This window comes from Bradyrhizobium sp. CFUWI (genome assembly GCF_056429085.1).
Genome location: NZ_JBWJZE010000002.1, coordinates 368,048 through 394,152, shown reverse-complemented (window position 1 = coordinate 394,152; position 26,105 = coordinate 368,048). Strand labels below are relative to the sequence as shown.

General features: G+C 65.7%; 27 protein-coding genes. 16 read left to right on the top strand and 11 right to left on the bottom strand.

The annotated features are described in order from the left end of the window. Positions 1 to 174: 174 nt before the first annotated feature. Positions 175 to 936: a hypothetical protein gene (locus AC066S_RS05615; protein WP_135168105.1), complete on the bottom strand. Its 762-nt coding sequence runs from the start codon at positions 934 to 936 to the stop codon at positions 175 to 177. A gap of 16 nt (positions 937 to 952) precedes the next feature. Next, the gene (locus AC066S_RS05610) at positions 953 to 1,141 is read right to left on the bottom strand and encodes a hypothetical protein (RefSeq protein ID WP_126256209.1); all 189 of its coding nucleotides are present in this window, start codon (positions 1,139 to 1,141) and stop codon (positions 953 to 955) included. Positions 1,142 to 1,395: 254 nt separating this feature from the next. On the opposite strand from AC066S_RS05610, the gene AC066S_RS05605 reads away from it, so the two are divergent. Beyond that, positions 1,396 to 2,373, top strand: a complete 978-nt coding sequence (locus tag AC066S_RS05605; protein WP_478269124.1) for a DUF2336 domain-containing protein — start codon at positions 1,396 to 1,398, stop codon at positions 2,371 to 2,373. Positions 2,374 to 2,520: 147 nt separating this feature from the next. On the opposite strand, the gene AC066S_RS05600 is transcribed toward AC066S_RS05605, so the two are convergent. From AC066S_RS05600 to AC066S_RS05585, 4 genes are all read right to left on the bottom strand, one after another. Next, positions 2,521 to 2,865 carry a DUF1491 family protein gene (locus AC066S_RS05600; RefSeq protein WP_126256213.1) on the bottom strand — a complete coding sequence of 115 codons (345 nt, stop codon included), beginning with the start codon at positions 2,863 to 2,865 and terminating at the stop codon, positions 2,521 to 2,523. Positions 2,866 to 2,918: 53 nt separating this feature from the next. Continuing rightward, entirely contained in the window at positions 2,919 to 3,134 is a 216-nt protein-coding gene (locus tag AC066S_RS05595; protein ID WP_167767328.1) for a hypothetical protein, read from the bottom strand. 145 nt (positions 3,135 to 3,279) lie between these two features. After that, entirely contained in the window at positions 3,280 to 3,984 is a 705-nt protein-coding gene (locus AC066S_RS05590) for a peptidoglycan-binding domain-containing protein (RefSeq protein ID WP_135168079.1), read from the bottom strand. Continuing rightward, positions 3,977 to 5,857, bottom strand: a complete 1,881-nt coding sequence (locus tag AC066S_RS05585; RefSeq protein ID WP_478269123.1) for a sensor histidine kinase — start codon at positions 5,855 to 5,857, stop codon at positions 3,977 to 3,979. The genes AC066S_RS05590 and AC066S_RS05585 overlap by 8 nt, the downstream gene beginning before the upstream one ends. 409 nt (positions 5,858 to 6,266) lie before the next feature. Between AC066S_RS05585 and AC066S_RS05580 the strand changes: the two genes are divergently transcribed. Both AC066S_RS05580 and AC066S_RS05575 read left to right on the top strand, forming a co-directional pair. Then, positions 6,267 to 6,707, top strand: coding sequence for a DUF5330 domain-containing protein (locus tag AC066S_RS05580; protein ID WP_126256220.1), 441 nt, complete (start codon positions 6,267 to 6,269; stop codon positions 6,705 to 6,707). A 68-nt stretch (positions 6,708 to 6,775) separates the two neighbouring features. Beyond that, complete coding sequence (locus AC066S_RS05575; protein ID WP_478269122.1) at positions 6,776 to 7,204, top strand: SufE family protein; 429 nt, start codon at positions 6,776 to 6,778, stop codon at positions 7,202 to 7,204. A 113-nt stretch (positions 7,205 to 7,317) separates the two neighbouring features. Here AC066S_RS05575 and AC066S_RS05570 read toward each other — a convergent pair whose 3' ends face one another. Both AC066S_RS05570 and AC066S_RS05565 read right to left on the bottom strand, forming a co-directional pair. Beyond that, the gene (locus AC066S_RS05570) at positions 7,318 to 7,737 is read right to left on the bottom strand and encodes a Ros/MucR family transcriptional regulator (RefSeq protein WP_126256224.1); all 420 of its coding nucleotides are present in this window, start codon (positions 7,735 to 7,737) and stop codon (positions 7,318 to 7,320) included. Between the two features lie 138 nt (positions 7,738 to 7,875). Next, complete coding sequence (locus tag AC066S_RS05565; protein ID WP_478269121.1) at positions 7,876 to 8,730, bottom strand: DUF308 domain-containing protein; 855 nt, start codon at positions 8,728 to 8,730, stop codon at positions 7,876 to 7,878. Positions 8,731 to 9,040: 310 nt separating this feature from the next. Here AC066S_RS05565 and AC066S_RS05560 point away from each other — a divergent pair, with 310 nt between their 5' ends. Further along, positions 9,041 to 10,690: a glycosyltransferase family 39 protein gene (locus AC066S_RS05560; protein WP_478269120.1), complete on the top strand. Its 1,650-nt coding sequence runs from the start codon at positions 9,041 to 9,043 to the stop codon at positions 10,688 to 10,690. A 157-nt stretch (positions 10,691 to 10,847) separates the two neighbouring features. After that, a complete protein-coding gene (locus AC066S_RS05555) occupies positions 10,848 to 11,627 on the top strand; it encodes a class II aldolase/adducin family protein (protein WP_478269119.1) in 780 nt (259 codons plus the stop codon). 216 nt (positions 11,628 to 11,843) lie between these two features. On the opposite strand, the gene AC066S_RS05550 is transcribed toward AC066S_RS05555, so the two are convergent. Together AC066S_RS05550 and AC066S_RS05545 are read right to left on the bottom strand one after the other, a co-directional pair. Then, positions 11,844 to 13,238, bottom strand: a complete 1,395-nt coding sequence (locus AC066S_RS05550) for a M20/M25/M40 family metallo-hydrolase (protein WP_478269118.1) — start codon at positions 13,236 to 13,238, stop codon at positions 11,844 to 11,846. 227 nt (positions 13,239 to 13,465) lie between these two features. After that, complete coding sequence (locus AC066S_RS05545; protein WP_478269117.1) at positions 13,466 to 15,088, bottom strand: helicase HerA-like domain-containing protein; 1,623 nt, start codon at positions 15,086 to 15,088, stop codon at positions 13,466 to 13,468. Between the two features lie 349 nt (positions 15,089 to 15,437). On the opposite strand from AC066S_RS05545, the gene AC066S_RS05540 reads away from it, so the two are divergent. The 10 genes from AC066S_RS05540 to AC066S_RS05495 all read left to right on the top strand — a co-directional run bounded on the left by AC066S_RS05540 (position 15,438) and on the right by AC066S_RS05495 (position 24,079). After that, positions 15,438 to 15,803 (top strand): DUF2267 domain-containing protein, encoded by a 366-nt coding sequence (locus AC066S_RS05540; protein ID WP_478269116.1) that lies wholly within the window; start codon positions 15,438 to 15,440, stop codon positions 15,801 to 15,803. Between the two features lie 26 nt (positions 15,804 to 15,829). Then, the gene (locus AC066S_RS05535; RefSeq protein ID WP_097662917.1) at positions 15,830 to 16,237 is read left to right on the top strand and encodes a DUF4332 domain-containing protein; all 408 of its coding nucleotides are present in this window, start codon (positions 15,830 to 15,832) and stop codon (positions 16,235 to 16,237) included. 204 nt (positions 16,238 to 16,441) lie between these two features. Then, the gene (gene folP, locus AC066S_RS05530) at positions 16,442 to 17,302 is read left to right on the top strand and encodes a dihydropteroate synthase (RefSeq protein ID WP_478269115.1); all 861 of its coding nucleotides are present in this window, start codon (positions 16,442 to 16,444) and stop codon (positions 17,300 to 17,302) included. Then, entirely contained in the window at positions 17,299 to 17,667 is a 369-nt protein-coding gene (gene folB, locus AC066S_RS05525; protein ID WP_135162515.1) for a dihydroneopterin aldolase, read from the top strand. The genes folP and folB overlap by 4 nt, the downstream gene beginning before the upstream one ends. Position 17,668: 1 nt before the next feature. Further along, the gene (gene folK, locus AC066S_RS05520; protein WP_478269114.1) at positions 17,669 to 18,160 is read left to right on the top strand and encodes a 2-amino-4-hydroxy-6-hydroxymethyldihydropteridine diphosphokinase; all 492 of its coding nucleotides are present in this window, start codon (positions 17,669 to 17,671) and stop codon (positions 18,158 to 18,160) included. A gap of 81 nt (positions 18,161 to 18,241) precedes the next feature. Beyond that, positions 18,242 to 20,113 (top strand): methylmalonyl-CoA mutase family protein, encoded by a 1,872-nt coding sequence (locus AC066S_RS05515; RefSeq protein ID WP_478269113.1) that lies wholly within the window; start codon positions 18,242 to 18,244, stop codon positions 20,111 to 20,113. Beyond that, entirely contained in the window at positions 20,110 to 20,574 is a 465-nt protein-coding gene (locus AC066S_RS05510; RefSeq protein WP_135168069.1) for a GFA family protein, read from the top strand. The genes AC066S_RS05515 and AC066S_RS05510 overlap by 4 nt, the downstream gene beginning before the upstream one ends. A gap of 23 nt (positions 20,575 to 20,597) precedes the next feature. After that, on the top strand, positions 20,598 to 22,754 hold the full coding sequence (gene scpA / locus AC066S_RS05505) for a methylmalonyl-CoA mutase (RefSeq protein ID WP_135168104.1): 2,157 nt from the start codon (positions 20,598 to 20,600) through the stop codon (positions 22,752 to 22,754). A 36-nt stretch (positions 22,755 to 22,790) separates the two neighbouring features. Further along, positions 22,791 to 23,087, top strand: a complete 297-nt coding sequence (locus tag AC066S_RS05500) for a nucleotidyltransferase family protein (RefSeq protein ID WP_126256247.1) — start codon at positions 22,791 to 22,793, stop codon at positions 23,085 to 23,087. Positions 23,088 to 23,314: 227 nt separating this feature from the next. Further along, on the top strand, positions 23,315 to 24,079 hold the full coding sequence (locus tag AC066S_RS05495; RefSeq protein WP_478269321.1) for an RsiV family protein: 765 nt from the start codon (positions 23,315 to 23,317) through the stop codon (positions 24,077 to 24,079). A gap of 108 nt (positions 24,080 to 24,187) precedes the next feature. Here the strand turns inward: AC066S_RS05495 and AC066S_RS05490 are convergent, their stop codons facing one another. Next, complete coding sequence (locus AC066S_RS05490) at positions 24,188 to 24,664, bottom strand: SRPBCC family protein (protein ID WP_478269112.1); 477 nt, start codon at positions 24,662 to 24,664, stop codon at positions 24,188 to 24,190. A gap of 218 nt (positions 24,665 to 24,882) precedes the next feature. Between AC066S_RS05490 and AC066S_RS05485 the strand changes: the two genes are divergently transcribed. After that, positions 24,883 to 25,875 carry a tripartite tricarboxylate transporter substrate binding protein gene (locus AC066S_RS05485; RefSeq protein ID WP_135168068.1) on the top strand — a complete coding sequence of 331 codons (993 nt, stop codon included), beginning with the start codon at positions 24,883 to 24,885 and terminating at the stop codon, positions 25,873 to 25,875. Positions 25,876 to 26,105 lie beyond the last annotated feature (230 nt).

Below are 26,105 nucleotides of genomic sequence, written 5' to 3'. Positions count from 1 at the left end.
CCGGCCGGGAAGGACAAGCGCTATCAATGCGGTTCCCGGACGCGCTCAAGGGGCGTTCGACGGCCCGTCCGGCATGAGGGGCCAGGAATTGCGGGGGGACAGCCGGGTCCGGCCCGGTCGCGCCGGCAAGCCGCGGCACGATCGCCCGCGCTGACGGGCGGCGGGCCCGCGCGCTCAGCCCTTCGAGATGACCGCGCGGCCGTAGGGCGGTTGCGCCTGGACCGGCGGGTTGGCGGTCTGGGCGGCGAGCTCGCCGATCAGGCGGTCGGCATCGGCGGCCATGCCGTCGGGGGCCTGGATCACCAGCCGCTCCAGCGCCCAGCGGTAGGACGAGACACGCTGCTCCAGGCATTGCTGCACCCACTGCACGATCAGCGAGTTCTCCTGCATGCGCGCGACCGCGTCGTCCCTCTCTCTCGGCGAGAGCGCGGAGACGCGGGCCATGCTGGCATCGCGCTTCCTGTCGAGGTCGATGACTCGGATCGCCGAGGCGAAGAACGGCTCGAAGCGGGTGATGTCGTTGCGCACATCCTCGATCAGCTGCGCATAGCGCGAGGAGTGCGAGCGGTGCGGCTCGTCGATCAGCGTGCGTCCGTACATGGTGCGGTCGAACACGACCTTCTGCCGCCAGGGCGAGGGCAACGCCTTGTAGTCGCCGAACACGCTCTTCCATGCGGGGCGCGACAGCGGCGGCTCGATCATGGGATAAGCGAGGTCGCGCAGCTGGCGCTCCTCGTCGGTGAGCTGGAATTGCGACGGCCTCAGGCCGACGCTGGACGTGACCTCCGCGCCCAGCCAGCGATGCATGTCGTCGCTGCGCATGTCGGCGCGGGTGCGGCCGAAATCGCCGCCGCTGCACGCGCCGAGCGTGGCGGCGAGCAGCGCGAGCAGGACGGCCGATCTGACGGGCCGGGTCTGGCGGACGGTGTCCGGCATTGCATGAAGCCGGATGTCAGCGACGGCGACGACGGCGCCCCGGCGCGGTGCCCTGCTCAGGGTCGCGGTCGCCGCTGGTTTCATCTGCCTCGCGCTCGATACGGATGACGGGAAGGATCAGGATCGTTCCCATGTCCGGGCGCGGAGCGACATCCCCCGACGAGCCCACCCGGCGACCGGCCGGAAATTCAATGATGGTCCCCATGTCAGCTCTCTTCAATTGCCGCGCGACCGAACGCGCCCGTGCAACATGCAATTCATTAAGATCAGCTCATGGTTAACGGGGTGTAAACGTCGGGTTCGGACCGTAGCCGCACGGGCCGGCCGCTGCGTCCCGTTCAGGGACGAGATTGCTCCAAAGCAAGCAGCGGCCTTCACGCCTCGTTTTCCTTAACGAGCCTTTAAAGGAGCCTGCGCTAGGCTGGGGACGAGTATCTTTTCCAGGTCGCGTATCTCTCCATGACCAAGTCGCTGTTTCCCGGATTCGACGGGCTGATGTCCCTCTCCCGTCGCGAAGGCGTCGATGTTCGGCCGACGCTACTGCGCGTGCTGACCGACCTCTATGTCCAGACGCGCATCCACAGCGACGACGAGCAGCGTCAATTTACCGAGCTTGCGACACGGCTGATCGACCAGGTCGACGATGCGACACGCGCGGCCGTCAAGACCAAGCTCGCGATCTATCCGCAGACGCCCGTCCCGGTGTTGCAGAAGCTCGGGCTGGTCGCAGCACAGGAAGGCCGCAGGGTTCCGCTCGCCCGCGAGATTCCGGCGCCCGCCCCGCCCGCCTCCCCGGCCCGCACGCCGAGCGATGCCGAGCGGCGCATGGCAGCCAACATGGCGATGCAGCCGAAGGACGCCGCCGAGATCCACGACATGTTCTTCGGCGCCGGCCCATCCGAGCGCGCGCTGATCCTGCACAACCTGGCGCAGACCCCGCTGAAGGCCGCGCCGCGGATCCCGACCGTGCGTGCCAAGCGTGCGATTCAGATCCTGGAGATGGCGGCGATCGCGGGCGACGTCGAGAGCTTCGCCCTGGAGCTCGGCGACAGCCTGATCCTGCCCTCGCGCGTCGCAGCCCAGATCGTCGACGATGCCGGCGGCGAAGCCCTCGCGGTCGCGGCGCGCGCGCTCGACATGCCGAGCCCGAACTTTCAGCGCATCCTGCTGTTCTTCAAGCCGGAGATCGGCAATTCCGTGAACGAGGTGTACCGGCTGGCGCGGCTCTACGACCGCCTCGGCGATCGCTCGGCGCTGGTAATGCTGGCGGCCTGGCGCGGCTCGACGCTCGCCGTCACCCGCGCCAAGTACCAGCCATCCCTGCACGACGGCGAACGCCAGCGCGCGCGCGCCGGCGCGGCCCAGACGCGGCCGGGCGTACAGCCGGGTGCGATGCCGGCGGTGCGGAAGGGCACCGGCGGGTCGTCGGAGCGGTGATCCCGTTCGCGCGCTGACGCTGAGCGTGGTGGGCGCGGCATCCGAGTTCGTCATTGCGAGGAGCTCTTGCGACGAAGCAATCCAGAGTCGCTCTGCGGACGGATTCTGGATTGCTTCGCTACGCTCGCAATGACGGCGGGGCAGCAGCTACGTCTTCGCCAGCTCCAGAAAATGCCGTCCGGCGCGATCCTCGGTCTCGACGATCCAGGCGTCCGGATCGAAGCGGATTTCCCTGATCAGCCGTTCCTCGACGGTGTGCTCCGGCAGAGCTTGCGGCGCGACCGGCACGAAGAAGCGATCGACCGGGCGGCCGTCGTCGTAAGAGGTCTGCGGGGCCGGCACGTAGAGCATCGCATGGCCGTTGAGCAGCGACACCTTCACGAACACCGCGCCTGCCTCCTCGGCACCGCGACGGCGCACCGCGCCGAACACGCCTTCGGTCTGGCACCGGCGCAGATAGGCGGCGACCCATATGTTGGATTTCAAACGCATGAGTCGAACGATAGGCCAGCGTGACGCGCGCCGCCAGTGTCAGCGTCCGATTGTCACGCCTTGCCGATGCCTTGCCCTTGCCCGCCATTGATCTGGCGCGCGACGAGGTATGACAGCGGCATTGCGAGCGCAAAGCCGACGGCGACAGCGTAGGGGATGTTCCTGATGGAGTCGGCGGCGAAGCTCGGCACCATCAGCACGACGATCAGGCTGACGCCCGCCAGCACCGTACCCAGCATGATCCAGACCAGAATGGAGACCTTGAACATGGCACCCTCTCTTCTTCGTTGAAGATGGGCGATCATGATCCCCGAAGCCGGCGGCCGTCATTGATCCCAAGCAAATCGCGCCGGCGGGACGCAGCCTCGCGCGATGCCGCAAGTTGATCCGCGTCAATGACAGCGGGGATGCGCTCTATTCGACGGGGTGGCCGATCGCGGCGCCGAGCTCGCGCAGCAGCCGATCGGACAGCTGGCCGGTGACCTGCATCTTGTGCTCGCGCTCGAACTTCTGGATCGCGGACTGGGTCTCGCCGCTCATCGTGCCCGTGATCTTCAGATTGCCGTAGCCGTATTCGGACAACGCGCGCTGCACGCCGGCGATACGCCGCGCGGCCGGGCTCTGCGGCACGGGGATCGGGGCCGGCGGGCGCATGGCGGACGGCGGCGTCGAGGTCGTCGCCTTGACCAGATTGGTCATGGGATCGTTCGCGCGCGTCGATGCGGTCGCCTCGACGGGTTTCTCCGGCGCCTTCTCGGCGGCGCGCTCGGCAGGTTTGGGCTCGGCGCGGAACTCGGTCGCGCGCGGCTCCAGCGGCGAGGTATCGGCGCCGACGGGGCGCGGACGCGGCAAGGGGTTCGACAGCTGCATCGATGACGGCGCAGGCAGATTGATCACGGTGCCGAACATCGGCGCCGGGTGCCGGCCGGTCTGCAGGAACAGGGCATTGGCAACGATCGCGCCGATCGCAGCGACGGCGACGAGACCGGCCAGCGTGTCCTTGGGGCTGTGCAGCAGAACGCGCATCACGAGGTTGCGCTCGGTCTCGACATCGACAGTCGCGGCCTTGGCACCACGGCGGCGCGGAGCGGCTTCGTCCTTGGCAGACTTCTTAGGCACTTTTCTTCACCAGAGTGGGTTGGTCCTGAGACTGGTCGTGAGCTTGGTCTTGAAGCTCCTGACCTTGAAGTTCCTGGCGCAGCACCGGCGTCAGCGTCGCGATCTTGCTCTCGGCCGGCTTGACTTGCGGCGGCGTGTAGACGAGCGGCAGCCTGACGGTGACGGCGGTGCCCTCACCCAGGCTGCTTTGTACCGTCAATTCACCGAGATGCAACGCCACGAGGCTCTTCACGATCGACAATCCGAGGCCGGTGCCTTCGTGACGGCGCTGATAGGTCCTGCCCGCCTGGAAGAACGGCGCGCCGATACGCTTGAGATCGTCGGGCGCGATGCCGACGCCGGTGTCGCTGATGCGCAGCATCAGCTGCGAACCGGTCACCGCGGCGGAAACGGAAACCTGACCGCCGCGCTCGGTGAACTTGATGGCGTTGGCGACGAGATTGAGCACGATCTGCTTGAAGGCCCTGGGATCGCCGGTCATGACAGGCAGGTCGTGCGGCGCGTCGGTGACGAGGTCGACGCCGTTTTCCCGCGCCTTCAGCGCCAGGAGATTGCAGCAATGCAAGAGCGAGGCGCGCGGCGCGAACGGCTCGGACGCGATCTCGAAATTGCCCGATTCCATCTTCGACATGTCCAGGATGCCGTTGACGACCGACAGCAGATGCTGGCCGGAATCGTTGATGAGCTGGGCATATTCCCGGCGCTGGGCCGCGCCCAGCATCAGGGTCTGCTCCTGCGCGATCATCTCGGAGAAGCCGATGATGGCGTTCAGCGGCGTCCGCAGCTCGTGACTCATGGTGGCGAGGAAGCGCGTCTTGGCGGCATCGGCCGCTTCGGCGGCGCTGCGCGCCTGCTCGAGCGCCTGCTCGGACAGCTTGTGGTCGGTGACGTCGCGCATCACGGCGACGACGTCGGCCTCACGTGTGACGACTCTATACGGATTATGGCCCGTAACCCGATCGCGCGGACGGCAGCGCATCTGGACCCAGAGAAAATCGACCTGACCGCGCTCCGAACCATCAGCCTCGCGCCGCAGCCGGAACTCGACGCTGCGCACCTCGCCGCGCGCGGCATCGGACAGCGCGGTGAGATAGGCCGGGCGATCGGCGACGTGGACGCGGTCGAACAGGCCATGACCGAGCAGTTGCGCCACGGGCACGCCGAGCATGGCCTCCGCCGCCGGCGAGATGAACTGCACCGCGCCGTTGCGCTGATGCCGCGAGATCACATCGCTCATGTTGCCGGCGAGCAGGCGATAGCGTTCCTCTTCGCGCGCAAGCAGCGCCACGCTGGTGCGCGCGAGCGATTCCGCGCCGAAGGCAAGGCCCGCGGCATAGAGCGTCGCCGAGACGACGCCGCAGGCCATCAGCACGCCGCGGTCCGCGGCACTGGTGTCTGCGGGCGGCAGCCAGCCGAGCTGAGTGAGCAGGATCAGGAGGCCCGCACAGGACAGTGCGAGCAAGGAGGCGAAGGCGGCGACGCGGCGCGAGGCCGACAGCGCGGCTTCGAGCGGAACCACGACCAGCCAGACCGCGGCGAACGATTCGATGCCGCCCGTGGAGCCCGCGACCGCCATGATCAGGCCGGCGAGCGCCAGCGACGACAGCACATGCGCGCCTTCATAGCGTCCGGTGCGCGACAGGAACCAGGACAACAGGATCGGCGCGATCAGCCATGCGAAAGCGGCGACCTCGACCGCGCTCGGTGCGCCCCGCAGGGCGAGATAGACCGGGAATGCGGCAAAGGCACCCAGGCTGCCGAGCAGCCGCGGCGCCATGAAGGCACGGTGGCGCGCTCGCATCAGCGCATCGGAACGCGCGGAGGGATGCAGCAGTGCATCGAGACAATCGCGGATGATACTCAAAACTGTCACGGGTCTCGCGCTTCGGCTCAATCGTCGTAGAAGACGCGCCGGAACGCCTCCTTGTCGTTGAGCCACCGTGTCAGAGCGACCTTAAACGAGTGCTAAGGCGGCGGGATGCGCGACCGGACGCCGGGACATCGCGGGGCTTTTTAGACGATTTGACGACGTCTTCGCTGCGGATGGTGAACACAGGGTTTCACGTTCCCGCTGATGGTTTCGAATTGGTGGATATGCCTGCCGGCAGAATCACGGGCCGCGGCGTCAATGGAAAATTTACGACGCCGTCGATCCCGAAGAATTTTGCGTCGATTTTCCGCGAATTAAGCTCAAGGCAATGACTTGCGATTTATCGAGAGTTGCTAGGTCGAAACGCGCGCGGACCATCGCCGCGACGGGATCTATCATACAGGTCGATAAGATGCGTTTTCTGCTCCGCATCACATTCTGGCTCGGGCTGGTGCTGGTGCTCCTGCCACGGGACAAGACGCCCGAATCGGACAAGCTGCCGCAGATCGGCGCTGCCGACGCGGTTCAGGCTGCGACCGCGGCCGTCTCCGACATGACCCAATTTTGCAAGCGCCAGCCGGCGGCCTGCGAGGTCGGCGGACAGGCCGCGACCATCATCGGCCAGCGCGCCCAGGACGGCGCGCGCAAGATCTACCAGATCATCAACGACAAGAAGGAGCAGATCAGCAACGACAAGAACGAGAAGACCGACAAGAACGACAAGAAGGCCCCCGACCACACCGGCTCGATCGCGATGGCCGGCGAAGGCGATGCCGCCTCGAGCGAAGCGCCGCGCGACACCCTGAGCCAGGACGACCTCGCGCTGGAATGGCGCGGCCCGCCGGCGAATTAGCGTCAAACCCTATCGATTTCGGCGCCTCGCATCCCTATATTGGCGGGAAGCGGGAACTTTGGGCCAGCATGACGACGATCGACGAAATCAGGGACAATTTCGAGCTTCTGGACGAGTGGGACGACCGCTACCGGTACGTCATCGAGCTGGGCCGGACCCTGGAACCGATGCCGGAGGCCGAGCACTCCGCCGAGAACAAGGTGAACGGCTGTGTCAGCCAGGTCTGGCTCCAGAAGCTGGTCGACCGCAGCAAGGGTGTTCCGATCCTGAGGTATCGCGGCGACAGCGACGCGCATATCGTACGCGGGCTGGTCGCGATCGTGCTGTCGCTCTATTCGGGCCGCACGCCGCAGGAGATTCTGGCGACCGACGCCATCGCCGTGTTCGACGAGTTCGGCTTTCGCGATCACCTGACGCCGCAGCGCTCCAACGGCCTGCGCTCGATGGTCGAGCGCATCAAGAGAGACGCGAAAGCGGCGCTCGCGGAAGCGACGTAAGAGGCTTCGTAGGGTGGGTTAGGCGAAGCCGTAACCCACCGCTTCTCTATCCGCAGAAGCAGAAGTGGTGGGTTACGCTGCGCTAACCCACCCTACGAGAGCAGTGACCCGCGCTACTTCCCCTTCTTCCGCTGCTGCTGCCCCAGGCCCATCTGCTTCGCCAGCTGCGAGCGCGCCACCGCATAGTTGGGCGCGACCATGGGATAGTCGGCCGGCAGGCCCCATTTCTCGCGGTATTGCTCCGGCGTCATGTTGTACTGGGTGCGCAGATGGCGCTTCAGCGACTTGAAACGCTTGCCGTCTTCCAGGCAGACCAGATAATCGGGCGCGATCGACCTCTTCAGCGAGACCGCCGGCTTGGCCGGTTCGAGCGGGGCGGTCTCGGCGCGGCCGGACGACACCCGCACCAGGGCGCCATGCACCTGGCTGATCAGGTTCGGAATCTCCGCAGCCGGCGTCGGATTGTTGCTGAGATAGGCCGACACGATATTCGCCGTCAGCTCGATGAAATTCTTCGCCCCCGCGTCCGACATCGGCCCACCCTCTCTCCACCTTGCGCCCCACGGGATAGACGACGCCGGACTATTCCCTGTCAACAATGCGTTAGGCCGAAACGAGTCGATGACCGACGAGGTGGCAACAATGGCGGCGCTGACCTCTGTGCAGCCGCCTCAGCCGCGCTGGTCGAGATGGGAACGGAGCTCGTCGATGGAGGCAAAGCGCATCATGCCCTCCGGCATCTGCGCTTCGATCGAGCCATCGGAATAGAGCGAATAGGCCATGCCGTCGACGATTCCGGACTTGAGCACGGTCACGGGCGGCTGCTCGGGCGCGGCCGGCGGCTCGGGTGCGGGCGGCGGCGGGGGAGCGGCTTCCGCAGAGGGCGAGCGCGGCGGCGGCCGGCGCGAACCGACCGGCGGCTCCGGCGGGCGCATGCGCTCCGGCTTCGGCCAGGCGTCGTCGAAACTGGCGGGCGGAGCGTCCTGCGCCGCGGGCGCTTCGTGAGGCGGCGGCGCCCCCTCGGTCGTCTTCGCCTCCGCGCGCTCGCGCTCCTTGCGCGAGCTCGAGGCGAACAACAGGTTGCGCCGGCGCGGCGCTTCCGGAGCCGCGGGCGGCGTCGGGGCTTCCGGCTCCGGCGGCGTCTCGAGGCGCGGACGTTCGCGCGCGGCGGCTTCGCTCTGCCACGGCGGCGGGCCTGCGGGCGGTGGCGGCGGTGATGCCGACTCGGTCCTTGCCGCCGAGGCAGGCAGCGGCTCCGGCGCACCGGCGCCTGATGCTGCGAGGCCCGGCAGCACGGGCCTGACCCGCACCTCGGACGGCGCACCGGCCAGCCGGCGAGCGATGCCCCGCAGCTCCGTGACCACGAGATAGAGACCGACCAGTAACAGTCCGGAGCAGACGGCGATCGTGCCCGCGATTATGAGGGGACTGCCGAGGCTGAACTCCCTGACGGAGAAGCCAAACAGGATCGAAAGGAGGCCCGCCACGACGGCGAAAATCCCCGCGATCAACAATGCCAAGGTCATCGAACTCACCCCCGGCCGCACACATCCACACGCGACCCGTCACGCCACGATATCGTCATACGCCGGTCCGCGCCAACGGCCAATTACAACCCGCGTTCCTAATGGGAAGGAAATCAGGGACTTATTCACATTCCCTTCAGACAGGGCTCGCTACTGCTAGGCTGCTCTGAAATCGGGAATTGCTGCGCTGCATCAGGATTTTAGCCATAATGCCCAATTACTTGGTAATGGAACTGCGCTATAGGGAGTCCGGGGTTGAGGCCCGCGCGCACCAGCAGGGCCAAGAGGGGATTCCGGGGCACCGATAGCCATGACATCCATCACGACTTCGGCGATCGACACGCCTCAACGGCGCTCGGTCGAACGGACTTGCGACGATCTCGCCATGCTGGTGCTGGCTGTGGTCGCCGTCATTGCAGGCTTGACCTTCCGCGATTACGGCCTCGGCTGGGACGATTACACCCATGCTGAATATGCCGACCTGCTGCTGCGCATGTTCGGTTCCGGCTTCAAGGACATTGCGGCGCTCTCCTTCGCCAATCTCTACATGTATGGCGGCGGCTTCGACATGGTCGCGGCCCTCCTGCACAAAATCATTCCGCTCGAATTGTTCGAGACGCGACGTCTGGTCGGCGCCGTCGTCGGCGTGATCGGGCTCGCGGTGACGTGGCGGCTCGGCCGTCGCATCGGCGGCCCGCTTGCCGGTCTTGCCGCGCTCCTGCTGCTCGCGCTGTGCCCGATCTTCTACGGCCACATGTTCATGAACCCGAAGGACGCGCCCTTCGCGGTGGCCATGATCATCCTGATGCTGGGCCTCGTCCGGCTCGCCGAGGAATATCCGCAGCCCTCGCCGCGCACGATCCTGATCGTCGGGCTCGGCGCAGGTCTTTCGCTCGGCTGCCGCGTTCTCGGCGGGCTCGCCCTGGTCTACGCCTTGCTCGGCTTCATCCCGCTGTTGCTGGAGGAACTGCGCAACGAGGGCCTGCGCGAGTCGGTTCGCCGCTTCGCCCATGTCGTCTATGTGCTGCTGCCCGGCCTCGTATTCGGCTATCTCGTGATGGGCCTGATCTGGCCGTGGTCGATCATGGAGCCCGGCAATCCCTTCCAGGCGCTGACCTACTTCTCGCACTTCTTCGAGAAGCCGTGGAAGGAGATGTTCGACGGCGCGATCGTGTCGGTGCCCGACATGCCGTGGTCCTATCTGCCGACGCTGTTCGCGCTCCAGCTGCCCGAGGTGATGCTGGTCTTGATGGCCGGCGCCGTGTTCAGCACCTTCGCCATGCTGGCACGAGGCGAAGTGCCGGCGCGGCGCAAGACCATCATGCTGATGCTGACGCTGGCTGCGACCCTGCCGCTTGTGATCGCGATGGTGAAGCGGCCGGCGCTGTACAACGGCATCCGCCATTTCGTGTTCGTGATTCCGCCGATGGCGGTGCTCGCCGGCGTCGCCTTCGCCCGGGCGATGGAGCGCCTGCGCGCCAATCACCGCACCTGGCAGCCCGTCGTGCTCGCCACCTTCTGCTTCGGCCTCGCGTTGCCGCTCGCCGAGATGATCCGGCTGCATCCCTATCAATACACGCACTTCAACCACATCGCCGGCACCGTGCGCGGCGCCGACAGCCGTTTCATGCTGGACTATTGGGGCCTCGCGCTGAAGCAGGCCTCCGACGGATTGCGCGAGCAGATCGTCGAGCGCCAGGAGGTGCCGCCTGCGAACCGCAAATGGAAGGTCGCGGTGTGCGGTCCGCAGCGCCCGGCGCAGGTCGCCCTCGGCCCCGACTTCACCATTGGCTGGGATTCCAACGCGGCCGATTTCGCCATGACGCTCAGCGAGTTCTACTGCAAGGGCCTCACCGCGCCGGTGATGGTCGAGATCAAGCGCGACGATGTGGTGTTCGCCCGCGTCTACGACATCCGCGGCCGCAGCATCTCCAGCCTGCTGTCGATCCCGGCGCCGTAATGATTTTCTCCCGTAGCGCTTCCGCCTTCGCTCTTCGAGCTACGGCGGACAAGCATGCGGGCTACGCTTGACTGCCGCGCTGCTGACGCGCCTTGCCGCCACTCACCACCAGGGCTACGCTCCCTCCCCGCAACAACGATGTTCGGAGAGATCAGCCATGTCGCCAGCGGAAGCGCGCCTGAAGGAAATGCCGTCTGATATGACGGAGGCCGAATGGCAGCAACGGGTCAATCTCGCCGCCTGCTATCGTCTGGTCGCGCTGTACGGCTGGGACGATCTGGTCGACACCCACATCTCCGCGCGCGTCCCCGGCCCCGATCATCACTTCCTCATCAACCCCTACGGACTGATGTTCGAGGAGATCACGGCCTCGAGCCTCGTCAAGGTCGATTTGCACGGCAACCAGCTCTCCGAGAGCGAATACAGCATCAACCCGGCGGGCTTCACCATTCATTCGGCGATCCACGAGGTCCGCGAGGACGCGATCTGCGTGCTGCACCTCCACACGCTCGACGGCACCGCGGTGTCGAGCAGCGCAGAAGGCCTGTTGCCGCTGAACCAGACCGCTCAGCTCGTTACCCACGACCTCGCCTATCACGACTACGAAGGCATCGCACTGGACCACGACGAGCGGCCGCGGCTGCAGAAGGATCTCGGCGACCACAATCACATGCTGCTGCGCAATCACGGCACGCTGACGGTCGGCCGCTCGGTCGCCTCCGCCTTCGAGCGCATGTACCACCTCGAGCGCGCCTGCTCGATGCAGGTGCGCACGCGCGCGCTCGGCACGCCGGTCTATCCGGTCGAGGAGACTGCGATCGAGAAGAACAGCGAGCTGCTCGCCAACCGCGATCGCGCCGAGCTGCGCGCCACCAACCTGGTGTGGCCGCCGCTGCTGCGCAAGCTCGACCGCGAGCTTCCGGGCTATCGGTCTTGAGATTTTCACGAATTTAAGGTAGTGTCTTCGCCGAACTACCTCTGCACGTTCTGGAATGAAACGCCGCCCAATCCCGGGCGGCGTTTTTGTTGGCCAGATCTCGTAGGGTGGGCAAAGCGCAGCGTGCCCACGTCTTCTCTCTTGGAATCACTGAGAGGTGGTGGGCACGCTACGCTTTGCCCACCCTACGGCACTACCGCACTACGGCACCCGCGCCTATTTCACCTCCGCCAGGGCCGCCAGGATGCGGGCCCAGGAGCGGATGCCTTTCTGGAAACTGCGCAGGTCGTACTTCTCGTTCGGCGAGTGGATGTTGTCGTCATCGAGGCCGAAGCCGACCAGCAGCGAGTCGAGGCCGAGCGTGCGCTTGAAGTCGGCGACGATCGGGATCGAGGCGCCGGAGCCCATCAGCACGGTCTCCTTGCCCCATTCGTCCGTGAGCGCCTTGCTGGCGGCGGCGAGCGGCTTCATGTTCCAGTCGAGCGCGACGGCGGGTGCGGCGGAATGGTCGCCGAACTCGACCTTGCAGTCGCCCGGAAGCCGTGCGGTGACGTAATCGCGGAAGGCTTTGCGGATCTTTTGCGGGTCCTGCCCTTCGACCAGGCGGAACGAGACCTTGGCCGAGGCATGCGAGGGGATCACCGTCTTGGAGCCCTCGCCGATATAGCCGCCCCAGATGCCGTTGACGTCGCAGGTCGGGCGCGACGAGGCCTGCTCGATCAGGAGGCGCCCCTTCTCGCCGGCAGGGATCGACAGGCCGATCGGCTTCAGGAACATCTCAGGCGTCAGGTTGAGCTTCTTCCATTGCGCGAGGATGTCGGGCGGCAGATCCCTCACCCCGTCATAGAAGCCGGGAATGGTGATGCGGTTGTCGTCGTCGAACAGGCCGCCCAGAATTTTCGTGAGCACCCGGATCGGGTTCATCGCGCTGCCGCCGAACACGCCGGAATGCAGGTCGCGATTGGCGGCGGTGATCTTCAGCTCTTCATAGAGCAGGCCGCGCAGCGAGGTCGTGATCGCCGGCGTGTTGCGGTCCCACATGCCGGTGTCGCAGACCAGCACGTAGTCGGCCTTGAACTCGTCCTTGTTGGCCTCGATGAAGGGCACGAAATTCTTCGAGCCGACCTCCTCCTCGCCTTCGATCAGGAAGGTGACGTCGATCGGCAGCGAGCCCGTCACCTTTTTCCAGGCGCGGCAGGCTTCGACGAAGGTCATCACCTGGCCCTTGTCGTCCTCGGCGCCGCGCGCGACGATGATCTTGCGGCCGTCGGCGTGGTCGGTCACCACAGGCTCGAACGGCGGGCGGTGCCAGAGATCCAGCGGATCGACCGGCTGCACATCGTAATGGCCGTAAAAGATCACGTGCGGCCGGCCGCCGGCCCCGGTCTTGCCGACGATGGCGGGATGGCCCGCGGTCGGCCTCACCTCGGTGGCGACATCGAGGTTCGCAATGTCCTTGGCGAGATGCTCCGCCGCCGCCTTGCAATCGCCGGCAAAGGCCGGATCCGCGGAGATCGACTTGATCCGGAGCAGCGCGAACAGACGCTCCAGGCTGTTGTCGAAGTCCTTGTCGATGTGGTCGAGCACGGATTGAAGCTGCGCATTGGCCATGGTCGTGTTCCTGATTGCCGGTGTCGAGACGTCTAACGCTTTTAGCGCCGACGCCGCGGCAGTGCCAGCCACGTCAGGACATCGCAACCCCGCCGACGGCGAGCCTCTGGAAGGATGCGCATAGCGGGCTGCCTAAATCGCGATGAGACTGAATTGTCATCGCGCTTCAGGTTGTTGTTTGCGCATGATCTTTCGGAAAACCGCTTCGCACTTTTCCGGATCATGCTCTAGCGCCGCAGCAATCCGCCGAGCGCGCCGCGGACCAGCGTGCGGCCGATCGAGCCGCCGAGCTGGCCGCCGAGCGATTTGCCGATATTGGCGGCCATCCCGCCGATCACCTGGTTGGTGACCGATCGCGTCACATCGCGCGCGATGACCTGGCCCGTCGACATCCGGCCGCGCTTGACGTTGGTGCCGAACACGGTGCCGACGATCGAGCCGAGCTGACCGAGAATGCCGCCGCCGCTCGCGCCAGCCGGGCCGTCGGCCGTCGCCGCCGTGCCGGCGATGCGCTTCTGGATCATCTCGTAAGCGGATTCTTCGTCGACGGCCGTGTCGTATTTGCCCTTCACCGGGCTTGCAGCCATGATCGCCTTGCGCTCGTCCGGCGTGATCGATCCGATGCGGGCCGACGGCGGACGGATCATCACCCGCTCCACCATGGCCGGCGTGCCATTGCCCTCGAGGAAGGACACCAGCGCCTCGCCCTTGCCGAGCTCCGTGATCACCTTGGCCGTGTCGAGCTTCGGATTGGGCCGGAAGGTCTGGGCCGCAGCCGCGACCGCCTTCTGGTCGCGCGGGGTGAAGGCACGCAGCGCGTGCTGCACCCGGTTACCCAGCTGTCCGAGCACACGGTCCGGCACGTCGATCGGGTTCTGTGTCACGAAGTAGACGCCGATGCCCTTGGAGCGGATCAGGCGGACCACCTGCTCGATCTTGTCCAACAGCGCCTTGGGCGCGTCATTGAACAAGAGATGCGCCTCGTCGAAGAAGAACACCAGCTTCGGCTTGGGCAGATCGCCGGCCTCGGGCAGCTCTTCGAACAGCTCCGACAACATCCACAACAGGAAGGTTGCGTAAAGCCTGGGGCTCTGCAGCAGCTTGTCGGCAACCAGAATATTGACCATGCCGCGGCCCTCGCGGTCGGTCTTCATGAAGTCCTGCAGCGCCAGCGCGGGCTCGCCGAAGAATTTGGTGCCGCCCTGGTTCTCCAGCACCAGGAGCTGGCGCTGGATGGTGCCGACGGTGGCCTTGGTGACGTTGCCGAACCCCTGCGCGGCCTTGCGGATGGCGGCGAGCGGATTCTCCTCCGCGTCCGCCGCCTTCTTCCCGCCATCGGGCACGATGGCGTCGAGCAGCGCGCGCAGATCCTTCATATCGATGAGGGTCAATCCGGCGTCGTCGGCGACGCGGAAGGCGACGTTGAGCACGCCTTCCTGCACGTCGTTCAGATCGAGCATGCGCGCGAGCAGAAGCGGCCCCATTTCCGTGACGGTCGCGCGCACCGGGTGGCCCTGCTCGCCGAACACGTCCCAGAACACGGTCGAGAACTGGTCGGGCTGGAAATTCAGACCCATTCCGGAGGCGCGCTTGAGGATGAAGTCCGCGGGCACGCCGACCTCCGAGATGCCGGAGAGGTCGCCCTTGATGTCGGCGGCGAAGACCGGAACACCCGCGCGCGCAAATCCTTCCGCCATCACCTGCAGCGTCACGGTCTTGCCGGTTCCGGTTGCACCGGTGACGAGGCCGTGGCGATTGGCGAGCGCCAGCGTCAGCCAGGCCTGCTCGTCTCCCTTGCCGACGAAGATCTTGTCGTCGGTATCGCCGAGCTTGCTGTCCTGTGCGGTCATTCTTCTCTCTGATCTCTTCTTGCCGGGTTTCACGTATCGAAACTCGAATGCACCAGTTCCGTAGTTTAGCGCATGTCGCGCGCCGATTAAAACCGTTCAACGCAGTCGAAGCATGCGACATTGCCGGAAACAGACGGACAACATCAGCCGAAAGTAGGGGCGAGCCGTTCGCAACGCGGCAATTTTTCGCCGATTCCATCTCCGCTCTTGCACCGCTGCAACACTTTTCGCGCCTTCGAAGATGAATCGCTCCGACGCCCGCGTTCATCGCTTGAATTTCACATCACACCGGCTCAAGATCATTTTCGAAGAAATACTCCGGCATGCAACCGGCTGAGGGGCGGACCTTATGGACGAACTGATCGGGCGGCTGGCGACAAACGCCAGCATAGATAGTGCTGTCGCTGAAAAGACCGTCGGCATCATCCTGGGCTTCCTCCGCAGCGAGGGTCCTCCCGATAGCGTACAGGCCCTGATCGATCAGATTCCCGGAGCGGAAGCCGCGATCGAGGCATCCCGCAGCAGCGGCGGACTGTCGCGGCTGATGGGCGGCGGCCTGATGGCGGTCGGCACGCGCCTGATGGGCCTCGGGCTCGGCATGTCCGAAATTCAAAACGTCGCCCGTGAACTTTTCCGCTACGGTCGAGACAAAATCGGAGCAGATCAGATGGGCAGGATCGTTGCGGGGACGCCGGGCCTCAGCCAGTTCGCCTGAAGCTTCGGCATTTCATATCGAGTATCATGACATATCCGATCTCCGAGATTGAGGGCCTGTCGGTCTTTGCCGCCAACAAGTTGAAGGCGCAGGGCATCCGCACCACCGACGCGCTGCTCGAGGCGGCCGGCACGGTGAAGGGCCGCAAGGCGCTTTCCGCCAAGACCGGCATCAGCGAGCAGCTGCTGCTGGAATGGGCCAACGTGTCCGACTACATGCGCATCCCCGGCATGGGCCGGGCCAAGGTGGGCCTGGTCCGCGCCGCCGGCGTCACTACCGTGCGCGAGCTCGCCTACAGGAATCCGGCAAGGCTCGCCCAGAGCATGCGCGACGCCAACGAGAAGAAGAAGCTGCTGCGAATCCTGCCTTCCGAGAAGTCGGTCGGCGACATCATCGCCAAGGCGAAGAAGCTGCAGCCGAAGATCACGTATTAGCTCCGCGTTCGGTCTCATGTCCCGGACGCGCTGCAACGCCCTTGGCGTTGCGGCGCAGAGCCGGGACCCATACCGCGCGAACTGCTCTCGGCAACATAGGCCCCGGCTCTGCAGCGCACCGCTGAAGAAGCGCTGCGCTGCGTCCGGGGCACGAGGCAACGTCTCCGCTTGAACTCCCCCTCCCCGACCGCTAAAGCCACCCGCATGAATGCCTCGCCCTCCCCATCCGTCCCGCCGGCCGGCTCGGCCGGGCCAGATGTGCTGCGGACGCTGCTGGAACGGTCGATCCCGGCGGTGATGGGCGTGCTCAACGTCACCCCAGACTCCTTCTCCGACGGCGGCGAGTTCGTCGCGCCCGAGCAGGCGCTCGCACGCGCGCGGGCGATGATCGAGGCCGGCGTCGACATCATCGATATCGGGGCCGAGTCCACCCGGCCCTACAAGGGGGCCCGGCCGGTCACGGCGGAGGATGAGCTCGCCCGGCTGAAGCCGGTGCTGGCCGGGGTCGTAGCCCTCGGCGTGCCGGTCTCGATCGACAGCATGAAGGCCGAGGTGGTGGCTTTCGCGCTCGACCAGGGCGCGGCGATCGCCAACGACGTCTGGGGCCTGCAGCGCGACGCCGCCATGGCCCCGCTGGTGGCCGCAAGGGGCGTGCCCGTCATCGTCATGCACAACCGCGACGACGCCGATCCGGCCATCGACATCATCACGGACATGAAGACGTTCTTCCTGCGCTCGCTCGACATCGCCGCAAAGGCCGGCATCGCGCGCGACAAGATCGTGCTCGATCCCGGCATCGGCTTCGGCAAGACCGCCGAGCAGAGCATGACCGCGCTGGCGCGCTTGCGCGAATTCGAGATGTTCGGCCTGCCGATCCTGGTCGGCGCCTCGCGCAAGCGCTTCATCGCCTCGGTGTCGCCGTCCGAGCCGAAGGACCGGCTGGCCGGCTCGATCGCCGCGCATCTGATCGCCGCGCAGCGCGGCGCCAGGATCATCCGGACCCATGATGTCGCCGAGACCTTGCAGGCGCTGCGGGTGGCGAACGCAATCGAGGGCAAGCAATGACCGACACGATCTTCGTCACCGGGCTGTCGATCCACGCCCGCCACGGCGTGATGGATCACGAGACCGAGGTCGGCCAGCGCTTCGTCATCGATCTCGAACTCTATACCGACCTGTCGGAGCCCTCGCGCAGCGACCGGCTCGCCGATACGGTGTCCTACGCCGAGGTGGTGGCGACGACGACGGCGGCGTTCAAGAACACCAATTACAAGCTGCTGGAGCGCGCGGCGGGCGCGGTGGCCGACGCCATCCTGTCGCACTTCCCGCGCATCCGCGCCGTGAAGGTCACCGTGCACAAGCCGCATGCGCCAATCGCCGCGATCTTCGACGACGTCGGCATCGTGCTGACGCGCTCGCGGCATCCCTGAGATGGCGAGCGTGCTGATCGCGCTCGGCGGCAATGTCGGCGATGTCCGCGCGACGTTCCGCAAGGCGATCGCCCAAATCTGCGGCATGGCGCAAGGCGCATTGATCGCGCGCTCTTCGGACTATGCCACACCGCCCTGGGGCGATGAGGATCAGGCTGCCTTCATCAATGCCTGCATCGAGATCGAGACCGACCTCGATCCGCACGCGCTCTTGTTCGTGCTGCAGAAGGTCGAGCAGAAATTCGGCCGCATGCGGCAGAAGGATCGGCGCTGGGGTCCCCGCACGCTCGATCTCGACATGATCGCCTATGATGAATTGTCCTTGCAGAAGCCTGACCTGACCTTGCCGCATCCGCGCCTGTTCGAGCGCGCTTTCGTGCTGGTGCCGCTGGCCGAAATCGCGCCCGATCGCGTGATCTCGGGCATTCGCGTGCGCGACGGGCTCGCCAGCGTCTCGACGCAAGGCATTGAGCGGCTTCCGGATACCGGTTAACCAAAAACAACCGTTTGCAGGGACGGTCCGCCGTGGCAATTTCGCCTGCGCATAACGATACGTTCGGGAGCCCCTCGCCGCATGACCTCCGTGACTGACGACCTGCCGCTGGCGGCGGATTTTCCCAAGGCGACGGTCGAGGACTGGCGCAAGCTGGTCGACGGCGTGCTGAAGGGCGCGCCGTTCGAGAAGCTGGTCGGCAAGACCTATGACGGCATCAAGATTGATCCGCTCTATCCGCGCGCCAAAGGCGTTGCGCCCGTGGTGGGGCGGCCGGCCGCAGCGCCCTGGCAAGTCATCCAGCGGATCGACCATCCCGATGCGGCGCTCGCGAATGCGCAGGCGTTGCAGGATCTGGAGAACGGCGCGACCGGGCTCGCGCTGGTGTTCGCCGGCGCCAATGGCGCGCACGGTTTCGGGCTGGAACCTGCAGCCGACGCGGTGGCAAAGGTCCTGAAGGATATTCATCTCGACGCCGGAATCGGCCTCGAGCTCGAGATCGGTCCGCAATCGCGGATGGCGGCGATCCACGTCGCGGAATATGTAAAGGGCAAGGGCCTCGATCCCGCCGCCTGCAATATCCGCTTCGGTCTCGATCCGCTCGCGGCCGGCGCGGTGTGGGGGCACAGCCCCTATACCTGGGACGAAATCGCACCCGCGATCACCGGAGCCATCAAGGGGCTCGCCGGGCTCGGCTTCAAGGGGCCGTTCACCTCCGCCGACGGACGCGTGATCCACGATGCCGGCGGCTCCGAGGTGCAGGAGCTCGGCTTCGTGCTCGCCTGCGGCGTCGCTTATCTGCGCGCGATCGAAGGCGCCGGCATTCCCCTCGAGCAGGCGCAGGGCATGGTCTATGCGCGGCTTTCCGCCGATGCGGACCAGTTCCTGACCATGGCCAAATTCCGCGCGCTGCGGCTGTTGTGGGCGCGGATCGAAACAGCGTGCGGGCTCGCGCCGAAACCATTGTTCATCGCCGCCGATACGGCATGGCGCATGCTGACGCAGCGCGACCCCTATGTGAACATGCTGCGCGCGACCGTCGCGACGTTTGCCGCCGGGCTCGCCGGCGCCAACGCGATCACGGTGCTGCCGCATACGCTGGCGCTCGGCCTGCCCGATCCGTTCGCGCGGCGCGTGGCGCGCAACACGCAGCTCCTGCTGCTGGAAGAAAGCAACCTCGCCAAGGTCAGCGATCCCGCGGCAGGCAGCGGCGGCATCGAGACGCTGACCGCGCAGCTTTGCGAGGCCGCCTGGGCGCTGTTCCAGGAGAGCGAAAAGGCCGGCGGCGCCTTTGCCGCGCTTCAGCAAGGCCTGTTTCAGAGCAAGGTCGCGGCCGCACGAAAGGCGCGTGACGCCAACATCGCAAAGCGCCGTGACGTCCTGACCGGCGCCAGCGAGTTTCCAAACCTGCGCGAGAGCGAAGCCACCGTGCTGAAGGCGACGTCGATCGCGCTGGCACCGTACGGCGAGCAGAAATACAAGTTCGATCCGCTGCCGCCGATCCGGCTCGCGGAGCCATTCGAGGCGCTGCGCGACAAGTCGGATGCCGTGCTGAAGGCACGCGGCGCGCGGCCAAAGGTGTTCCTGGCCAATCTCGGCACGCCCGCCGATTTCACGGCGCGCGCGACCTTCGCGAAGAGCTTCTTCGAGGCCGGCGGCATCGAGGCCCTGGACAGCGAAGGCTTTGCCGATCCGGCCAAGCTGGTTGCCGCCTTCAAGGCCTCCGGCGCCGAGCTCGCCTGCCTCTGTTCCAGCGACAAGGTCTATGCCGATCGTGCGGAACCTGCCGCGAAGGCCCTGCAAACGGCGGGCGCCCGACATATCTATCTGGCGGGCCGCCCGACCGATGCCGAGGCGGCGCTGCGGGCCGCCGGCGTCACGGGTTTTGTCTTCGCCGGAGGCGATGCGCTTGCCACGCTGCAAGACGCCTATCGACGGATGGAGCAGCCATGACCGACACCAGCAAACCCGTTCTCACCGGCGGTTGCCAATGTGGCGCCGTGCGCTTTGCTGTCATGACGGCGCCGACCAAGGTCTCGATCTGCCACTGCCGCATGTGCCAGAAGGCCGCCGGTGCGCCATTCGCGTCCTTTGCCGACATCAACAAGACCGACTTTGCCTGGACCAGGGGACAGCCCTCGTTCTTCCGCTCCTCCACCATCGCCGAGCGCGGCTTTTGCGCCGCCTGCGGCACGCCGCTGAGCTTCGGCCGCATCGACGGCGACCGCATCGAGATCATGACCGGCAGCTTCGACCGTCCCGACCGCGTAATCCCGACGCGGCAGTACGGCACCGAATCCCGCCTCGGCTGGGTGGTCGGCATCGCGAACCTGCCGAGCCAGACCACGCAGCAGAATTACGGACCGGAGAAGATGGCGACCATCGTCAGCCATCAGCATCCGGATCATGATTGAGCGTCTATGATATGGTTGAAACCATGACCCGCATTCCCAATTTCGCCGACGTTGCGTTCGAGCGAACCGCCACAGCAGCACCCGCCGGCGGCGCCGAGCCGTGGCTGACGCCGGAGGGCATTCTGGTGAAGCCGGCCTATGGCGAGGCCGATCTCGCCGGGCTCGATTTCCTCGAGAGCTATCCGGGCATTGCGCCCTATCTACGCGGCCCCTACCCGACCATGTATGTCAATCAGCCCTGGACCGTCCGGCAATATGCCGGCTTCTCCACGGCGGAGGATTCCAATGCGTTCTACCGCCGCAATCTCGCGGCGGGCCAGAAGGGCCTCTCGGTCGCGTTCGATCTTGCCACCCATCGCGGCTATGACAGTGACCATCCGCGCGTCGGCGGCGACGTCGGCATGGCCGGCGTCGCCATCGATTCCATCTACGACATGCGCACGCTGTTCGCAGGGATTCCGCTCGACCAGATGAGCGTGTCCATGACCATGAACGGCGCGGTGCTGCCGATCCTCGCGCTCTACGTCGCCGCCGCCGAGGAACAGGGCGTGCCGCCAGAGAAGCTGTCGGGCACCATTCAGAACGATATTCTGAAAGAGTTCATGGTGCGCAACACCTACATCTATCCGCCCGCGCCCTCGATGCGGATCATCTCGGACATCTTTGCCTACACGTCGCAAAAGATGCCGAAATATAACTCGATCTCGATCTCCGGCTATCACATGCAGGAGGCGGGTGCGACGCAGGACCTCGAGCTCGCCTACACGCTCGCCGATGGCGTCGAATATTTGCGCGCCGGCCTTGCTGCCGGTCTCGACGTCGACCGCTTCGCACCGCGCCTGTCGTTCTTCTGGGCGATCGGCATGAACTTCTTCATGGAAGTCGCCAAGCTGCGCGCCGCGCGCCTGCTCTGGGCGAAGCTGCTCAAGCCCTTCAACCCGAAGGACCCGCGCTCGCTGTCGCTGCGCACCCATAGCCAGACCTCGGGCTGGTCGCTGACCGCGCAGGACGTCTTCAACAACGTGATGCGCACCACCGTCGAGGCGATGGCGGCGACGCAAGGCCACACCCAGTCGCTGCACACCAACGCGCTCGACGAGGCGCTGGCGCTGCCGACCGACTTCTCGGCCCGCATCGCCCGCAACACCCAGCTGTTCCTGCAGCAGGAGAGCGGCACCCCCCGCATCATCGATCCCTGGGGCGGCTCGTATTACGTCGAGCGGCTGACGCGCGACCTCGCGGCCAAGGCCTGGGGCCACATCCAGGAGGTCGAGGAGCTGGGCGGCATGGCGAAGGCAATCGAGGCCGGCCTGCCGAAGTTGCGTATCGAGGAGGCTTCCGCCAAGACGCAGGCGCGGATCGACGCCGGCAAGCAGGCGGTGATCGGCGTCAACAAGTACAAGCCGACCGACGAGGACAAAATCGAGATCCTGAAGGTCGACAATTCCAACGTCCGCCGCTTGCAGATCGACAAGCTGACGCGGCTGAAAGCCGAGCGCAACCAGAAGGACGTCGATGCCGCGCTCGCGGCGATCACGCGCTCGGCCGGCGAAGGCAACGGCAATCTGCTCGCGCTCGCCATCGATGCGGCTCGAGCCAAGGCGACCGTCGGCGAAATTTCGGACGCGATGGAGAAGGTGTTCGGCCGCCACCGCGCCGAGATCAAATCCATCACCGGCGTCTACAAGCGGGAGGCGTCCAGCATGGGCAACCAGGTCGAGAAGGTTCAGGCGCTGATCGACGCCTTCGAGGAGGCGGAAGGCCGCCGCCCGCGCATCCTGGTCGCAAAGATCGGCCAGGACGGGCACGATCGCGGCCAGAAGGTGATCGCCTCGGCCTTCGCCGACATCGGCTTCGACGTCGACATTGGGCCGCTGTTCGCGACCGCCGACGAAGCCGCCCGGCAGGCGGTCGAGAACGACGTCCACATCCTCGGCGTCTCCTCGCTCGCCGCCGCCCATCTCACCGCCGTGCCGGAGCTGAAGGCCGCGCTGAAGAAGCAGGGCCGCGACGACATCATGATCATCGTCGGCGGCGTGGTGCCGCCGCAGGATTACGACGCGCTCTATGCCGCCGGTGCGGAGGCGATCTTTCCGCCTGGCACCGTGATCGCGGAAGCCGCCGAGGAGCTGATCCGCAAGCTCAACGCCCGTCTCGGGCATAGCGAGGCTGCAGAGTAGCTGATAGACTGGCCGCATGACCGGCCAGGTGTCTCCATGACGCGTGACGAAATCGTCGCTGCCATACGCAAGAACGCAGATGCCATCAAAGGTAAAGGCGTATCGAAGCTTGCCATTTTCGGCTCGCGTGCCAGCGACGATTATCGGCCTGACAGCGACATCGACGTTATCGTCGAAATCGAGCCGGACACCGCCTTTTCGCTACTCAACTTGATCGATGTCGAGCACATCATCGAGGATGCGACGGGCTTGCAAGCACAGGCAACTGTTCGTCGCTCTATCTCTCCCCGCTTCGCAGAGCGGATCGCAGACGACATTCTCGAAATATTCTGACGTGCCCCCGACTTTAGCCGACCGCATCGGCCATATCCTGGATGCGACGGCCAAGATCAGGCTGGCCGTATCTGCTCATCGCCGTTAGATCTTCGCCCAGGATGTCTTCATACGTCTGGAACCGACGCGGACCTGCTATGGGACATGATCAAAGACGATCTCCCGCCGCTGGAGATCTTCATCCGAACAATCGCCGAGGAGCCAAAGGCTTGAACCCCGTCCTGAAATTGAGCCTCGCGACGCTGTTGCTGGGCGCGATCAATATTTCCCCCGCCCACGCCGCCGACCCCAGGCCCGACGCCGTCGTCAAGACCAAGAGCATCGAGGCGCGGCTGTTCCTCGACGACAGGATCAAGGCGGACGCGGCACTGGCGGCGGATTGCCTCAAGGAGGGCAAGAAGTGGCTCGACAGGAATGCCGCGGAAGCTGCCGCCGCGCGCAAAGCCGATCCGCAATTCTTCAGGGACGGCGCCTGGGATTTCGAGCGCAAATACGAGATCCGCTCCGTCGTTGCGGATCGCTATGTCAGCATCCTGCGCAACGACTACATGAATACAAGAGGTGCGCATCCGAACTCGGACGTGAACACGATCCTGTGGGACAAGGCCGACACCAAGCGCATCTCGATCCGCCCGTTCTTCACCGAGACTGCCGACAATGGAGCAACCATGAAGGCGATGGCGCAGGCGATCGTCGCCTCGCTCAGGGCGGAGAAGAAGAAGCGCGATGCCAGCGAGACCGCGACCGACGAATGGTTCAAAGCGGTCGCGCCGAGCCTGCTGAAGATCGGCGCGGTGACGCTGGCGCCCTCGACCGAGTCCGGCAAGAGCTCCGGCCTCACCTTCCACTATCCGCCCTACGCCGTCGGTCCCTATGCCGAGGGCGAGTATGTCGCCTTCGTGCCGTGGGAGACGCTGAAGCCCTACCTGAGCGCGGAAGGCACCCGCATCTTCGGCGGCGCGCGGCCGAAGGGCGACGCGGAGGAGCCGTGAGCGATCGCTAAAGCATGATCCGGAAAAGTGCGCAGCGGTTTTCCGAAAAGATCATGCTTAGACAACAACCTAAAGCGCGATGACGATTCATCCTAATCGCATCGCGCTTTAAGATCGCGGATGGACCCGCGCCAATGTCCGCGCAAGTGAATCCGTCCAATCGGGAATCCAGGACGCAAACAGGGCTTGCCAGCGGTCGGCGTCCGCAGGCTCGGTCTCGAGCGCGACCGACCATTCGATCAGGGTGCGGTCGCCTTCCACGATCGGGCGCAGATGCATGGTGCCTTGATAGCGCGTCGGCGCCGGCGTCCTGCTGCCGTCATCTTGCGGATACGGCAGCGCTTCGAGACCGGCATAGGTCAGCGTGTGCTGCCGGTCCGAGTGATCGACCAGGCGCTGGCGGATCCAGTTTCCGAGATAGCAGAAGCGTCTGATGGCGCCGACTTCATCGCCGCGCTTGTCGTCTTCGATCACGCTCTCGCTCACGCCGTCGATGTAAGCGGGGTAATTGTTGAAATCGCGGATCAGCGACCAGACGTCGTCCAGCGGGCAGTCCAGCACGGCGCTGTAATAGGCTTGGGTCATCGATAGCTTGCCTTTGGCTTTCGTTACGCGCACAGGTTGGCGAAGCATGCCGGCAAAACCCACCCGATTTCCGATTGCCCCACTCAAAAGGCATGCTGTTTTCACACAACATGTCGATCTCGTTGGTAGCGCTACCTTGCGGCGGCGCTGCAAAGCCGACTAGAATGTCGCCATCGACAAGAGCGCCCGGCGTCACGGGCGCCGCTGGGAGGAATTCAATGTCCAAGATTTCGCGCCGCACCTTTGCGGCTTCGACCGCCGCCGTCGCGGCATCCGCCGCTTTCGGCTTCAAGCCCGCACTCGCGCAGGCCTATCCGGCCCGGCCGGTCACCGTGATCGTGCCATGGGGCGCCGGCGGCGGCACCGACGCCACCGCGCGCATCGTCGCCGCGCTGCTGGAAAAGGATCTCGGCCAGCCCTTCAACGTGGTCAACCGCACCGGCGGCTCCGGCGTGGTCGGCCATAGCGCGATCGCGACCGCGCAGCCCGACGGTTACACGATCGGCATGCTCACCGTCGAAATCTCGATGATGCATTGGCAGGGCCTCACCGAGCTGACGCCGAAGAGCTACACGCCGCTGGCCCTGATGAACGAGGATCCTCCGGGCATCCAGGTCTCCTCTTCGTCGCCCTACAAGACGGTCAAGGAGCTCGCGGACGCGATCAAGGCCGCGCCTCCCGGCAAGTTCAAGGCTTCGGGCACCGGCCAGGGCGGCATCTGGCATCTGGCGCTGGTCGGCTGGATGCAGGCGATGGGCCTGCCCGCCAACCAGGTCGCCTGGGTGCCGTCGAACGGCGCGGCGCCGGCGATGCAGGATCTTGCCGCCGGCGGGCTCGACCTCACCACCTGCTCGGTGCCGGAGGCGCGCGCGATCATCGAGGCCGGCAAGGCCAGGAGCCTCGCCATCATGGCGCCCGCACGCAATCCGGTCTTCAAGGACGTGCCGACGCTGAAGGAGGCGATGGGCATCGACTACGCGACCGGCGCCTGGCGCGGCATCGGCGCACCGAAGGGCCTGCCGCCTGAGATCGCAACCAAGCTCACCGCGGCGCTGAAGAAGGTCTACGACTCCGCCGAGTTCAAGGACTTCATGAGCAATCGCGGCTTCGGCACCGTGTGGGGCGACGCCGCCCACTTCGCCAGCTTCATGGACAAGGGCGACGCCCAGATGGGCGAAGCGATGAAGGCGGCCGGCCTCAGCAAGGCGTGATTGTTCGCCTCTTCTCGCACGCCGCAGGGTTATCGGCTTATGAAGAAGGTGGCGAGTAGCTCGCCTGCAGCCCATCCTTCGAGACGCCCGCCTCCGGCGGGCCCTCAGGATGAGGTCGCATTTTGCGGCGAGATATCAAACCCTCATGGTGAGGAGCCCGCGAAAGCGGGCGTCTCGAACCATGCAGGCCGAGCGCCCTCGGCACTGCGCTAGCCCAACCCGCGGAGGGA